At 78.6% G+C, this 13,412-nt stretch carries 13 protein-coding genes; 3 read left to right on the plus strand and 10 right to left on the minus strand.

Features of this window, described 5'->3' with window-relative positions; translation table 11 throughout:
* Positions 1-56: 56 nt before the first annotated feature.
* Complete coding sequence (locus ACYQBY_RS13405) at positions 57-383, minus strand: rhodanese-like domain-containing protein (protein ID WP_459644345.1); 327 nt, start codon at positions 381-383, stop codon at positions 57-59.
* A gap of 147 nt (positions 384-530) precedes the next feature.
* Between ACYQBY_RS13405 and ACYQBY_RS13410 the strand changes: the two genes are divergently transcribed.
* Positions 531-1,064 (plus strand): SSI family serine proteinase inhibitor, encoded by a 534-nt coding sequence (locus tag ACYQBY_RS13410; protein WP_459644346.1) that lies wholly within the window; start codon positions 531-533, stop codon positions 1,062-1,064.
* A gap of 60 nt (positions 1,065-1,124) precedes the next feature.
* Here ACYQBY_RS13410 and ACYQBY_RS13415 read toward each other — a convergent pair whose 3' ends face one another.
* From ACYQBY_RS13415 to ACYQBY_RS13455, 9 genes are all read right to left on the minus strand, one after another.
* Entirely contained in the window at positions 1,125-1,418 is a 294-nt protein-coding gene (locus ACYQBY_RS13415) for a hypothetical protein (RefSeq protein WP_459644347.1), read from the minus strand.
* Between the two features lie 227 nt (positions 1,419-1,645).
* On the minus strand, positions 1,646-2,530 hold the full coding sequence (locus ACYQBY_RS13420) for an Fpg/Nei family DNA glycosylase (RefSeq protein WP_459644348.1): 885 nt from the start codon (positions 2,528-2,530) through the stop codon (positions 1,646-1,648).
* A 76-nt stretch (positions 2,531-2,606) separates the two neighbouring features.
* Positions 2,607-3,017 (minus strand): heavy metal-responsive transcriptional regulator, encoded by a 411-nt coding sequence (locus ACYQBY_RS13425; protein ID WP_459644349.1) that lies wholly within the window; start codon positions 3,015-3,017, stop codon positions 2,607-2,609.
* Positions 3,018-3,048: 31 nt separating this feature from the next.
* A complete protein-coding gene (locus ACYQBY_RS13430; protein WP_459644350.1) occupies positions 3,049-3,579 on the minus strand; it encodes a hypothetical protein in 531 nt (176 codons plus the stop codon).
* Between the two features lie 66 nt (positions 3,580-3,645).
* On the minus strand, positions 3,646-6,582 hold the full coding sequence (locus tag ACYQBY_RS13435) for a helix-turn-helix transcriptional regulator (protein ID WP_459644351.1): 2,937 nt from the start codon (positions 6,580-6,582) through the stop codon (positions 3,646-3,648).
* Positions 6,583-6,704: 122 nt separating this feature from the next.
* Positions 6,705-6,896 carry a hypothetical protein gene (locus ACYQBY_RS13440; protein ID WP_459644352.1) on the minus strand — a complete coding sequence of 64 codons (192 nt, stop codon included), beginning with the start codon at positions 6,894-6,896 and terminating at the stop codon, positions 6,705-6,707.
* 124 nt (positions 6,897-7,020) lie between these two features.
* Positions 7,021-7,542 carry a dihydrofolate reductase gene (locus ACYQBY_RS13445; RefSeq protein WP_459644353.1) on the minus strand — a complete coding sequence of 174 codons (522 nt, stop codon included), beginning with the start codon at positions 7,540-7,542 and terminating at the stop codon, positions 7,021-7,023.
* Positions 7,543-7,583: 41 nt separating this feature from the next.
* Entirely contained in the window at positions 7,584-10,634 is a 3,051-nt protein-coding gene (locus ACYQBY_RS13450) for an alpha-mannosidase (protein WP_459644354.1), read from the minus strand.
* 111 nt (positions 10,635-10,745) lie between these two features.
* Complete coding sequence (locus ACYQBY_RS13455; protein WP_459644355.1) at positions 10,746-11,291, minus strand: CGNR zinc finger domain-containing protein; 546 nt, start codon at positions 11,289-11,291, stop codon at positions 10,746-10,748.
* Positions 11,292-11,380: 89 nt separating this feature from the next.
* Between ACYQBY_RS13455 and ACYQBY_RS13460 the strand changes: the two genes are divergently transcribed.
* Together ACYQBY_RS13460 and ACYQBY_RS13465 are read left to right on the plus strand one after the other, a co-directional pair.
* The gene (locus ACYQBY_RS13460) at positions 11,381-12,343 is read left to right on the plus strand and encodes an EamA family transporter (protein ID WP_459644356.1); all 963 of its coding nucleotides are present in this window, start codon (positions 11,381-11,383) and stop codon (positions 12,341-12,343) included.
* Positions 12,340-13,362 carry a LacI family DNA-binding transcriptional regulator gene (locus ACYQBY_RS13465; RefSeq protein WP_459644357.1) on the plus strand — a complete coding sequence of 341 codons (1,023 nt, stop codon included), beginning with the start codon at positions 12,340-12,342 and terminating at the stop codon, positions 13,360-13,362. Before ACYQBY_RS13460 ends, ACYQBY_RS13465 begins: the two co-directional genes overlap by 4 nt.
* Positions 13,363-13,412: the final 50 nt, after the last annotated feature.

Raw genomic sequence — 13,412 nt, forward strand, 5'->3', positions numbered from 1 at the left:
GGAGGGCGAAACCAGGCCCTGCGCCCGTCCGGGGGAGGGGCGGGGCCGGACGGGTGTCAGAGGACGGTCGGCTCGCGCCCGTCGTCGGTGACGAGGGGGCGGCCCGCGTCGGCCCAGGCACCCATCCCGCCGGCGACGTTGACGGCGTCGTAGCCGTTCTCCTGCAGCCACGCGGCCACCCGCGCGGAGCGGCCACCGCCGCGGCACACGACGTGCAGCTCCGTCTCGGCGGGCAGCTCCGCCACGCGGGAGGGGATCTGCCCCATGGGGATGTGCAGGGCGCCGGGGGCGTGCCCGGCGGCCCACTCCTCGTCCTCGCGGACGTCGAGGAGGACGGCCTCGTCGGGGACGGCGGCGGCGGGGACGGACGGCAGGTCGGACATGGTGGGAGCCTAACGAGGGACCTGCGCGGGGCACCGCACGGTCCGGCACCCGCGGGCCGCCGCACGGGCGGGTGCGGGAACGGGCGGGACCCCCGCGGCGTCCGAGGACGGGGTCCGCCGGGGACCGCGCGACGGAGGAGGGCGACGATGGGCCGCACGAGCGGACGGCGGGGCGCGTGCCGGGGGCCGCGGGCCCTGGCGGCGCTGACCCTGGCCGTGCTGGCCACGACCGGGCTCGCCGCGTGCGGGCAGGGAGGATCGGGAACCGTGAGCGAGGGCACGAGCAGCACCGGGGCACCGGGACCGGCGGCGCCGGGCAGCGAGGAGTCCGCCACGCAAGACTCCCTGACCGTCACCGTCGACGACGGGTCGGGCGGGACGAGCACGTGGACGCTGACGTGCACCGCGGAGGGCACCCCCGGCGGCGACCACCCCGACCCGGCGGGGGCCTGCACGGCGCTGCGGGCCGTGAAGAAGCCGTTCGCGCCGGTGCCGAAGGACATGATGTGCACCCAGGTGTACGGGGGGCCGGAGACGGCGAGCGTGCAGGGCCGCTGGGGCGGGGAGGACGTGGACACCACGTTCCAGCGCACCGACGGCTGCCAGATCGCCCGCTGGAACCGCGTCGCGGCGCTGCTCCAGCCCGGCCGGCCGGCCACCAGCCCCTCCGGGCCCGTCTGACGGGCGGCCCCGTCCGGCGCGCTGCCCGGCGCGGGAGGTCGCGGGAGGGCGGGGCGCTGCTCAGACGGCCTGCCGGTCCACGGCCGCCCGGTGCGGCACGACCCGCGGCACCCGCGGCCCCTCGCAGCGGTCCCGTGGGCGCAGCGGCACCGGCGGCTGCACCACCTCCACCGGCGGGCGGGCGGCCGCGCGGGCCGTCGCGTACCCGAACCCCGCCCCGCGCGGCGCGACGAGGTCCTCCCCCGCCTCGCGCCCCACCCGCGCGGCCCACCGGCTGCACGCGCCGACCCCCAGCAGCAGCGTTCCCGCCACCACCCCCAGCACCGTTCCCACGGCCACGACCAGCTCGCTCATCCCGATCCCTCCTCGCCCGGCGGGCCGCCACCACCTCGTCGCGCGCCCTGTGACGAGGATGCGCCGCGGCACCCCTCCCGGTCAGCGGTCCGGAGGGTGAACCCGCCGTCCGGCCAGGGGCCGACGTGCGCACGGGACCTCCACCCCCGGTCGTAGGGGATCCCCCGGGTGCGGGGTCGGGGTCGGCCCCGGGGTTGCGGCCCGGGTGCGGCCCGGCGGGCGCCTCCTCAGCGCAGCAGCCGCGACAGCCTGCGGTCGGCCAGCGGCCTGCCGCCGGTCTGGCAGCGGGCGCAGTACTGCAGCGAGCGGTCCGCGAAGGAGACCTCCCGCACGACGTCCCCGCACACCGGGCACGGCTCGCCGGTGCGCCCGTGCACCCGCATCCCCGCCCGCTTGGCGTCCTTCAGCTGCGCCGCGGGCCGCCCGGCCGCCGCCCCCACCGCCTCGCGCAGCACGGTGTCCAGGGCGTGCCACAGCCGGTCCACCTCCTCGGCGCCGAGGGAGCCGGCGACCGCGAACGGCGACAGCCGGGCCGCGTGCAGCACCTCGTCGGAGTAGGCGTTGCCCACCCCGGCGAGGACGGACTGGTCCCGCAGCAGCCCCTTCACCTGCTGGCGGGAACCGGCCAGCAGCGCCGCGAGGTCCTCCCGGCCGAACCCGGGCCCCAGCGGGTCCGGGCCGAGGGAGGCGACGGCGGGCACCTGGTGCACGTCCCGCACGACGTGCACCGCGAGGCGTTTCTGCGTGCCGGCCTCCGTCAGGTCGAACCCGCGCAGCGGCGCGTCCGGGTCCTCCGGGTCGGCCAGGCGCACCCGCAGCGCGACGGGGTTGCGGCCCCCGGGGCGCAGGGGCGCCGCCGGGAGGGCGTCGGACCAGCGCAGCCAGCCCGCGCGGGACAGGTGCACCACCAGGTGCAGGCCGTCGGCGTCGAGGTCGAGCCACTTGCCGTGGCGGCGCACCCCGCCCACCACGAGCCCCTCCAGCGCCTGCGGGGGCGGGTCGTACGTCTTGAGGACGTTCACCGCGCCCACCTCGACGCGGGCCACGACCAGGCCGGCGGCGTTGCGGCGCAGGAACTCGGCGAGGGCCTCCACCTCGGGCAGCTCGGGCACGGCGCCAGTGTGCCGCCGGGCGCCGACAGCGGCCCGGGCGGCGCGCCGCCGTCAGCGATCGGGCGGCGCGCCGCCGTCAGCCGGCCACGCCGCCGGCGGGCACGTCCCCGAGCGATCCGACGACGGGGCAGGGGGCGTCCGGGTCGACCCCCTCGGTGGACAGGAGGGTCAGGGCGGCGCGCATCCGGGTCAGGTCCGCGATGCGCCGGTCCACCTCGGCGATCTTCGCCGCGACGTGTTCCGCCACCACGTCGGGAGCCACGTCCCCCGCGGCGGCGCGCAGCTCCAGCACGGCCGAGATCTCCGCGAGGGTGAAGCCGAGCTGCTGGGCGCGGCGGATGAAGCGCACGGTGCGCGGGGCGTCGCCGGGGTACGTGCGGTAGCCGCCGGGGGTACGGCCCGCGGGCAGGAGCAGACCGCGCCGCTCGTAGAAGCGCAGCGTGCTGACCTCCACGCCGGACGCGGCGGCGACCTCACCGATCAGCACGGGGCGGACCGTAGCAGCGGGCGGCGGCGGGTCAGGCCGCGGCGGGCGTCGTGGGCTCCGGGTCCCCCGTGCGGCGCAGCGCGGCCCGCACCCCGAGGCCCTGCGCGAGGAGGAAGGCCACCTCCACGACGAGGAACGGCACGAGCAGGGCGGAGGCCCCGGCGGCGAGCGCCGCGAGAAACAGCAGGGAGAAGGCGGCCCGGGCGAGGGTGTCCAGGCCCACGAGCAGCGGCACGGGGCGCAGCACCCGCGCGAGGCTCCACGTGGTGACGCCCGCGCCGAAGAGGGTGACGAACAGGAGCTGCCCGGCGTCGAAGGCTGGCAGCGGCTCACCGGGCAGGCCGAGCGCCGTGTGCAGCCCGCGCAGCAGGTCCAGCAGCAGGGCGGCCGTCCACGGGGTGGCGAAACCGGCGGTGGCCAGCAGGTCGTACCAGGCGCCCACCCGCCCGGCGGGGACGGTCTCGCCGGAGGTCAGGAGGCGGGAGGCCGGGGACTGCGGGGGCCGGGAACCCAGGGGCCCGGGGGCCGGTGTGCGGGGGACGGGGCGGGTCGGTGCGGTCATGGCGAGCACGGTGGACCCTGCACCGTGGTGCAGGGTCAAGCCGCGACCCCGTCCGCCGGGTGCGCCTCAGTCCGGCAGCAGCCCGCGCCGCCGCGCCAGGGCGGCCGCCTCGGTGCGCCCCGCCGCCCCCAGCTTGGCGAGGATGTTGGAGACGTGGACGCTGACCGTCTTGGCGCTGATGGACAGCGCCCGGGCGACCTCGCTGTTGCTGCGCCCGTCCGCGACGAGGACGAGGACCTCCCGCTCGCGGGCCGTGAGCTGGTCCGGCTCGCCCGCGCGGGAGGGGCCGAGGGCGATGCCGCGCAGCTCCCGCAGCAGCGGGGCGGCCCCGAGGGCGCGGGCCGTCCCCGTCGCCCGCACCACCTCCCGCTCCGCCCCGGCGGTGTCGCCGGCCGCGCGCAGCGCCGCGGCCAGCCGCGCCCGGGCGCGGGCCGTCTCGTGCACCCCGCCGAACGCCTCCGCCGCGGCGACCGCGCGGGTCCAGGCCGCGACGTGCGCGGCGGGGTCCTGCACGCCGGGGTCCCCGGCGCCCGCGAGCAGGCGCAGCCGCAGGTGCTCGGCCTCGGCGCGGGCCAGCCACGCGGCGGTCTCCGGGCCGTACGCGCTCGCGGCCTCCACCGCGGCGCGCGCGGCCTCCACCAGCCGCTGCCCCCGCTCCAGCAGCTCGCGGCGCTCCCGACCCGGCGCCCGGGCGGCGGCGGTGCCCAGGTGCGCGGTGAGCAGCGCCCCGAGCCGCACCCGGGCCTGGAAGGTGGGGTTGCCCCACAGGGCCGTGGCGCGGGCGACGACCTCGTCGTGGACGGCGGTCGCGGCGGCGAGGTCGCCCGCGTCGCCGTGCAGGTCCACCGCGGCGCCCCCGCACAGCACGGCGAGCATCCCGTCCCGCTCCCACCAGGGGCGCAGCCGCGGCAGCAGCTCCAGGGCCGCGGTGTCGCCGCGCGTGGCGGCCACCCCCAGCCGCACCGTGTCGAGCGCGGCCCGCGCCAGGGGCGGCGGGGACTCGGCGGAGGTGTCGAGGATGCGCAGCGCGCCGTCGAGGTCCCCGCGCGTGCTCGCGACGAGCGCGGCCATCACCCGCCCGTCGAACCCGTACGGCGCCCAGGGGCGGCGCAGCTCCACGGCCCGCGCGGCGGCGGCGGCGTACGCCTCCTGCGCCTCGGCGAGCCGGCCGGTCTCGTAGAGGAACGAGCCGAGCTGGTGCATGGAGCGCAGCTCCACCGCGGCGTCGCCGCCGGCGCGGGCGTCGGCCAGGCCCGCGCGCAGCGCCTGCTCGGCCTCCTGCGGCGCGGGGTGCTGGGTGAGCCGGGCGTAGGTCGTGGTGGCGTCGGCGAGGACGTCGGGCAGGTCCAGCTCGCGGGCCAGGTCGATGGCCTCCGCGGCCCGGCGCAGCGCCTCCTCCCGGTGCCGGTGCGCCGCGCAGGCCCGGGCCCGCACCGCGAGGACCTGCGCCCGCAGGGGACCGGGGGCGCCGGCGGGCAGCAGCCGCAGGGCCTCCGCGCTCAGCGCCAGGGTGTCGATGGGCGCGTCGTCGAGCAGCGCGGTGCTCGCGGTGGCGCGCAGCAGCAGCACCCGGGTGAGCGGGTCGGCGTCGGCGGGCAGGGCCTGGAGCTGGTGCCGCACGAGGTCCAGCGCCCGGTGCAGGCGGCCCGCGGCGACGGCGCTCTCCGCGGCCCGCAGCACCAGGGAGACCACGTCGACGCCGGTGCCCCCGGCCCCCGGCTCGGCGAGCAGCTCCAGCACCTGCTCGTAGGCGGCGCTGGCCTCGGCGGGGCCGCCGACCCGCATGGCCTCGTCCCCGGCGCGGACGCCCGCGCTGATCGCGGTGGGCACGTCGCGGGCGGCGCGGGCGTGCCGGGCGAGCTGGGCGGCGCCGCCGGGGGTGCCGGCGTCCGCGGTGCGCAGCAGGTCCGCGAAGACGCGGTGCAGCCGAACCCGCTCCCCCGGCAGCAGGTCGTCGTACACGGCCTCGGCGAGCAGGGCGTGGCGGAAGGCGTAGCCGTCCCCGGGCCCGTCCGCGGCGACGAGGACGTGGCGGTCGACGGCGGCGCGCAGGGCCTCGTCGAGGGCGGCGCCCCCCAGCCCGGTGACGGCGGCGAGCTGGTCGTGGGAGATGCGGCCGCCGGCGACGGCGACGACGCGCACCACGCGGCGGGCGTCCTCGTCGAGGGCGTCGAGGTGCAGCAGGAGCAGGTCCGCCAGGTCCGCCGTGAGGGACCGCTCGCCGCGGCGGACGGCGGAGACGAGCTCCTCGGTGAAGAAGGCGTTGCCCCCGGCGCGGGCCACGATGCGGTCGACGTCCTCGTCGCTGAGCCCGGTGGGCTGCAGCTCGCGCACGAGGGCGCGCACGTCCTCGTCGGGCAGGGAGGGCAGGCCGAGGCGGGTGACGCCGGGCAGGCGGGACCACTGGGCGGCCTGCGCGCGCAGGGGGTGGCGGCGGTGCAGGTCGTCGGCGCGGTAGGAGGCGACGAGGGACACGCGGGCGCCGGTGGCCCGGGCGAGCAGCAGGCCGAGCAGCTCGCGGGTGGAGGGGTCGGCCCAGTGGACGTCCTCGACGACGAGCAGGACGGGCGCGTCGCGGGCGAGCCGGCCGAGGAGCGCCTCGACGGCCTGGAACAGCTCCGCCCGGCTGACCTGCCCCGCGGCCGGCGGGCGGCCGGGCAGGAGCGGGGCGAGGGCGGGGCCGGCCTCGGCGACGGCCTGCGCGCCTGCCCCGGGCGTGGCGGCGAGGCGGCCGAAGGCCTCGGTGAAGGGCAGGTACGGCAGCCAGTCGCCGCCGAAGTCGAGGCAGTGGCCGACCAGGACGTGCCGGCCGGCGTCGGTGGCGCGCCCGCACAGCTCGGTGAGCAGCCGGGTCTTGCCGACCCCGGCGTCCCCGGCGAGCAGGACCCCGCCGCCGGTGCCGTCGGGCCCGGTGCCGCCCGTCCCGTCGAGGCCGACGAGGCCGCAGAGGGTGGCCAGCTCCCCGTCGCGCCCGACGAGGACGCGGGTGGAGGCTGCGGGCACGTCGCCCATCCTGTCGCCCCGCCCCGACAGCGCCGGACCCGGCGTCTCCCCGACCGCCGCACCCGGCGTCTCCCCCGCCGCGGGACCCGGCGCCTCCCCGACCGCGGGACCCGCCGGGGGGCTCAGCGCGCGCAGGGCACCGGGGCCGGGCGCAGGTGCAGCGCCGCGCGCAGCCGCCGGCCCCAGGGGCGCGGGCTGCGCCGGGCCCGGGCCTCGCGGCCCCGGCGGGACCGCTCGAGGTCCTCGCGGCGCCGCTCGGCGTCCACGAGGGCGGGCCACAGGTCGGCCGGGTAGTTCCACAGGTCGCTGGTCATGTCGGGCTCCTCCGCCGTCCGGTGCTGTCGACGGTGCGACGGTGCGCCGCTGAGGTGGCCGGGTACATCGGGAGTGCGCCCTATCCGCGGGGCCGCTCCCCGGCGCGGACCCGTCTGAGGACCCTCAGCGGGGTGCCGCGGCCCGCCGCCAGGTCCCGATCCGGTAGCGCGGCCCCGAGCGGGAGCGGTGCCACCCGTCGGGGGGGTCGCGCCGGACCTGCTCCCACCCCGGCCCCACGGCCGGGGCGAGCACGTCGCCGGGTTCCTCCCCGGGCAGGGCACCGTCGATCTCGGTGACGACGAGCCGGTCCGCCAGCGGCAGGGCCGCGGCGAACACCTGCGCGCCGCCGATGACCCACACCTCACCGCCGGGCTCCCGCCGGGCCTCCTCCAGGGCCTCCTCCAGGGAGCGGGCGACGTGCGCGCCGGGGGCGGCGAAGGCGGGGTCGCGGCTGAGGACGACGTTGCGGCGCCCCGGCAGGGGGCGGAACCGCTCCGGGACCGCCTGCCAGGTCGCGCGGCCCATCACGACGGTCGAGCCGGCCGTGAGGGCGCGGAAGTGCGCCAGGTCCTCGGGCACGGACCAGGGCATCCCCCCGTCGCGCCCGATCACCCGGCCGGCCTGCGCCCACACCAGCCCCAGCACGGGTCCTCCTCCGCCGCCGCCCCCTGTGGGCACCGACGACCCTAGGACGGCCCGGGCGCCGCGCGCTCCCCGCGGCGCAGCCGGAGGGTGACGATCTGGAAGGGCCGCAGGTGCAGGTCCACCCGCCCGCCGTCGAGGCGCGGCGCGGGCCCCTCGAACGGGTCCTCCCAGGGGCGTTCCAGCAGGTCCGTGCGGGACACCGAGGCCACGGCCAGGCCCAGGTGCAGCCGCGCGCGGGTCCTGGCGCCGAGGCTCTCGTAGAGCCGGACGACGACGTCCCCGGAGCGGTCGTCGGCGAGCTTCACCGCGGACACCACGACACCGCCGGGCTCGGCGCGCACGAGGGGCTCGACGGTGGCGTCGCCGGGGACGCGGCGCTCGGGCAGGTTGAGCCGGTACCCCTCGCGCACCGCGTCGGCGATCCCCGCGCCGGGCAGCAGGGCGTAGCGCATGCGGTGCGTGCCCTGGTCCGTCTCGGGGTCGGGGAAGCGCGGGGCGCGCAGCAGCGACAGCCGCACGGTGGTGGTGGTGCCGCCGTCGGCGCGGACGGTGCGCGTGACGTCGTGCCCGTAGGTGGAGTCGTTGAGCACGGCGGCGCCCCACCCGGGTTCGGCGACGTGCAGGAACCGGTGGGCGCAGATCTCGAACCTCGCGGCCTCCCAGGCGGTGTTGGTGTCGGTGGGGCGCTGGACGTGCCCGAACTGGATCTCGGCGCTGGAGCGGTCGGCGCGCAGGTCGAGCGGGAACGCGGCCTTGAGGATCTTCTCCGTCTCGTGCCAGTCGACCTCGGTGTCGACGTCGACCCGCCCGGTGCCGGGGGTCAGGCCCACCACCTGGGTGACCCGGGACGCGCCGAAACTGCGCACGACGCGCACCGCGGCGGTGCCGTCCGCCGCGGGTGCGACGGGTTCGACGACGGCGGCACCGGTGAGGTCCTCGACGCGGTGCCGGTAGGAGGGGTCGACGTCCCAGGCGTCCCACGCCGCGGGCAGGTCGGGGTGCAGCTGGAGGAGGTTCCCGGCCCCACCGGGGGCGACGGCCTCGCGCCCGGTGGGCAGGTCGAGGACGGAGACGAGGAGCCCGCGCCCGTCGACGGTGACGCGCAGCTGCCCGTCGTCGAGGACGAGGCCCTGCGCGGTGCGGGTGCAGGTGGCGGCCGCCGGCGGCGGGAGGGCCGGCCCGGCGCCACCGGCGGGGACCCCGCCCCTCTCGTGCGGGGCGGCGTTGAACACGACGTGCCCGGCGGCGGGGTTCCCGGCCAGGGCCCGCTGGGCGGTGGTCACGAGCTCCTCCAGCTCCGCGGCCAGCCGCCGGTAGGTGGCGCGCGCCTCGCGGTGGACCCAGGCGATCGAGGAGCCGGGGAGGATGTCGTGGAACTGGTGCAGCAGGACGGTCTTCCAGATGCGGTCCAGCTCGTCCCACGGGTAGGGCGCGCCGGCCCGCACCGCGGCGGTGGTGGCCCACAGCTCCGCCTCGCGCAGCAGGTGCTCGCTGCGGCGGTTCCCGCGCTTGGTGGCGGCCTGGCTGGTGTACGTGCCGCGGTGTAGTTCCAGGTACAGCTCGCCCACCCACACCGGGGCCCGCGGGTGCTCGGCCTCCGCCTTGGCGAAGAACTCCGCGGGCGTCTCGACCTCGACGCGGGCGGAGCCCTCCAGGTCGCGCAGCCGGGCGGCGCGGGCGAGCATCTCGCGGGTCGGCCCGCCACCGCCGTCGCCGTGGCCGAAGGGCACCAGGGAGCGGCGGGCGACGCCCTTGTCGGCGAAGTTCTCCACCAGGTGGGCCAGCTCCGCGCCGGTCAGCTCGGCGTTGTAGGTGTCCACGGGCGGGAAGTGCGTGAAGACCGTGCTGCCGTCGAGGCCCTCCCAGCGGAACGTGTGGTGCGGGAACCGGTTGAACTGGTTCCAGGAGATCTTCTGGGTGAGGAACCACCTGGAGCGGGACTGCCGGACGAGCTGGGGCAGCGCCGCGCTGTAGCCGAAGGAGTCCGGCAGCCACACCTCCTCCGTCTCGACGCCGAGCTCCTCGAGGAAGAACCGCTTGCCGTGCACGAACTGCCGGGCCAGGGCCTCGCCACCGGGCATGTTCGTGTCGGACTCGACCCACATGCCGCCGACGGGCACGAACCGCCCCTCGCGCACGCCCCGCAGCATCCGCGCCCACACGTCGGGCCGGTGCTCCCGCATCCAGGCCCACTGCTGGGCGGAGGACATGGCGTACACGAGGCCGGGGTCGCGGTCCTGGAGGTCGGTGACGCTGGAAACGGTGCGGGCGACCTTGCGGACGGTCTCGCGCAGCGGCCACAGCCAGGCGGAGTCGATGTGCGCGTGCCCGACGGCGCTGACCAGGTGGGCGCTGGCGTGGGCGGGGGCGGCGAGCTCGGGGGCGAGGACGGCCCGGGCCGCGGCGGCCGTGGCGGGGACGTCCTGCAGGTCGAGGGCGTCGACGGCGCGTTCCAGGGCGCGCAGCAGGTTCCACCGCCGCGGGGTCCCGGTGTCGAGCTGCCGCATGAGCTGGAACAGCACCTCGACGTCGTGCACGAGTTCCCACACCTCGGGCGCGAGGACGGCGGCGACGACCCGGCGCACCCGGTACAGGGGTTCGCGGCCGGCGGTGCGCACGTCGCCCAGCCAGGTCCGGGGCCCGGCGACCAGGGGGTTCGCGGCGGCCTCGACGTAGAGGTCGACCTCCTCCCCGCCGCGGGCGTCGCCGGTGAGGGGAACCCAGGTGTTCAGGGGGTTCAGGCCCTTGACGGCGGTCCCGTCGGGCCGGTGCACGAGGCCCTCGGCGGAGAAGCCGGGGCGGTCGGTGGCGAACCCGAGGTCGAGGACGGCCTCGACGGTGCGCCCGGCCCACGCCCGGGGCACGGTGCCGGTGACGTGGAACCAGCTCGTCCCCCAGGCCGGGCCCCAGGGGTCGCCGGGGTGCGCGGGGACGTAGGGGGCGGCGAGGGCGTCGGCGACGGGGACGGGTTCGCCGGGCGCGTGCCAGACGGCCAGGGAGAGGGGGATCTCCTCGGGGTGCACGGCGGGGCGGAGGCGTTCCTCCAGGACCCGCTCGATCCGGCTCTCCACGAGGCGGCGGTCGTCGTGCACGCGGGTTCCTCCCCGGCCGGCCCGGCGCGGTGCGGCCGGTCGGCGCGACCGGTCGGCGGTGCGTCGACCGTAGGTTCGGCGCACCGGTGTGTCAACGGCGGGAACCCCCGCTCAGGCGCCGCGCCCGGAGCGCCGGGCGCGGAACGCCGCGACGTTGGTGCGGTTGGCGCAGGCGGTGCCGCAGAAGCGGCGGGAGCGGTTCTTGGACAGGTCGACGAGGACGTCGGCGCAGCGCTCGGCGGCGCAGGTGCGCAGCCGTTCGAGCTCCTTGGTGCGGATGACGTCGGTGAGGGCCATGGCGGCCTCGACGGACATCCGGTCGGCCAGGGGCGCCCCGGGGGAGGTGGCGTGCACGTGCCAGTCCCAGCCGTCGTGGCGGACGAGCTGGGGCAGGGCGGCGCCGGCGCGCAGGAGGTCGTTGACGAGGGCGACGGCCCCGTCCTCGGGCAGGGACCACAGCGCGCGCAGGCGGGGCCGCAGGGCGCGCACGGCGTCGAGCTCGGCGCGGTCGTGGGTGCGGGAGCCGGTCCAGTTCCAGGTGCGGGTGAACTCGTCGAGGGCGGCCTCGTCGGGCAGCAGGTCGCCCTCCGGCTGCTCGGTGTTGACGAGCGCGGCGGCGGCGGCGAGCGCCACCTCGGTGTCGTGCGCGAAAACCACCTTGACCCCTTCCCTGCCGCAACCCTACCGTCGGGAGCCGTAAGGACCGTGGACATCTACAGGAATTACATGCCGGAACGGGGAGCACGATGACGGACCATCCGGGCGGCCGGGGCACCGGGCTGCTGCTGGCACTGCTGTCGGCGGCGACCTTCGGCACCTCCGGCGCCCTCGCGGCACGCCTGCTCGAGGCCGGCTGGACCCCCGGCGCGGCGGTGACCGCCCGGGTCGCGATCGCCGCTGCCGTGCTCACCCCCGTCGCCCTCGTCCAGCTCCGCGGGCGCTGGGAGCTGCTGGCCCGCTCCCGCGCCCTCGTCGCCGCGTACGGGCTGGTGGCCGTCGCCGGCTGCCAGCTCGCCTACTTCAGCGCCGTGCAGCACGTCTCCGTCGGGGTGGCGCTGCTGCTGGAGTACCTCGGCGGCGTCCTCGTCGTCGGCTGGCTGTGGCTGCGGCACGGGCAGCGCCCCCGCCGCCTCACCGTGGCCGGCTCGGCCACCGCCGTCGCCGGGCTCGTGCTGGTGCTGGACCTCACCGGCCCGCAGCGCGTCGGCCTCGTCGGCCTGCTCTGGGGCCTGGGCGCGGCGGTGGGCCTGGCGGCGTACTTCCTGCTGTCCTCCCGCACCACCTCGGCGCTGCCGCCGCTGGTGCTGGCGTGGGCGGGGCTGTGCACGGGGGCGCTCGGGCTGGGCCTGGTGGGCGCGGCGGGGATCCTGCCGCTGCGGGCGCCGCTGGTGGACGTGGAGCTGCTCGGGGCCCGGGTGAGCTGGCTGGTGCCGGTGCTGCTGCTGTCGCTGGTGGCGGCCGTCGTCGCCTACGCCACGGGCATCGGCGCGGCGCGGCGCCTCGGCGCGAAGCTGGCCTCCTTCGTCGGCCTGACGGAGGTCCTGTTCGCGGTGCTGTTCGCGTGGTTGCTGCTGGGGCAGTCCCCCTCCCCGGTGCAGTTCGCGGGCGGGGCGCTCATCCTCGCGGGCGTGGCGCTGGTCCGCGCGGACGAGGGCCGGGAGGACCGCCGGCCGGAGACCGTCGCGGCAGCGGGCACCATGGCGGCGTGACCGACGCGCCCCGCCCTCCCAGCGACGCGCCCCGCCCCACCAGCAAGGACGTCGCGCGGCTCGCGGGGGTCTCGCGCGCCACGGTCAGCTACGTCCTCAACGGGGTGGCCGGCTCGCGGATCCCGGAGGGCACCCGCTCCCGGGTGCTGGCCGCCGCGGCGGAGCTGGGGTACGCGCCGTCGCTGGCGGGCCGGGCGCTGGTCTCCGGCCGCAGCGACCTCGTGGTGCTGCTCATGCCGGACATGCCCGTGGGCGAGCCGGCGCTGCGCCTCGTCGACGCCCTGGGCCGCGCCCTCGGGGAGCACGGCCTGACGCTGACCGTGCACTTCGACACCCCGGGCGGCCCGCCCCTGGGGCGGCTGGCGGCGATGCTGTCGGTGCGGGCGGTGGTCTCCCTGCACCCGCTGGGGGCGCGGGCCCGCGCGGAGCTGCGCGCGGCGGGCGCGGAGGTCGTCGTCGCGCACGGCGCCGGCTCGGTGGAGGACCCCGACGGCGTGGAGCCGCTCAACGACCGCGCGGGCAGGCTGCAGGCGCAGCACCTGACCGGGCGCGGCCACCGGCGGCTGGTGTTCGCCGCCCCGGCCGAGGAGCGGCTGCGGCGGTGGGTGCAGGGGCGGCGCGCCGGGGTGGAGCGGACCTGCGCGGAGCTGGGGCTGCCCGCCCCGGTGGCCCTCACGGTGCCGGAGGAGCCGGACGCGGCGGTGGCGGCGGTGCGGGGGCTGCGCGCGCGGGAGCCGGGCGCCACGGGGATCTGCGCCTACAACGACGACGTGGCCCTGACGCTGCTGCACGGCCTGCGCCGCTGCGGGGTCCGGGTGCCCGCGGAGGTGGCGGTGGTGGGGGTGGACGACCTGCGCGCTGCGGCGGTGAGCGAGCCGCCGCTGACGACGGTGGGCATCGCCCCCGAGGCCGGCGGGCGGCGCACGGCGGAGCTGGTGGTGGCGGCCCTGACGGGCGCTCCCGGCCCGGCCGGGGGCGCCGTGGACGCCGTGCGCCTGGTGGTGCGCGAGAGCACCTGAGGTCCGGTGTGCGGAGCAGGGTGCGAGGCAGGGGGCGGGACGTGGCCCGG

The sequence above is a fragment of the Kineococcus anabasis genome (assembly GCF_054590795.1).

Coding starts and splice junctions, on each gene's coding strand:
- ACYQBY_RS13410 (WP_459644346.1), top strand. CDS start 531: ATGGGCCGCACGAGCGGACGGCGGGGCGCGTGCCGGGGGCCGCGGGCC.
- ACYQBY_RS13430 (WP_459644350.1), bottom strand. CDS start 3,579: ATGACCGCACCGACCCGCCCCGTCCCCCGCACACCGGCCCCCGGGCCC.
- ACYQBY_RS13405 (WP_459644345.1), bottom strand. CDS start 383: ATGTCCGACCTGCCGTCCGTCCCCGCCGCCGCCGTCCCCGACGAGGCC.
- ACYQBY_RS13440 (WP_459644352.1), bottom strand. CDS start 6,896: ATGACCAGCGACCTGTGGAACTACCCGGCCGACCTGTGGCCCGCCCTC.
- ACYQBY_RS13460 (WP_459644356.1), top strand. CDS start 11,381: ATGACGGACCATCCGGGCGGCCGGGGCACCGGGCTGCTGCTGGCACTG.
- ACYQBY_RS13415 (WP_459644347.1), bottom strand. CDS start 1,418: ATGAGCGAGCTGGTCGTGGCCGTGGGAACGGTGCTGGGGGTGGTGGCG.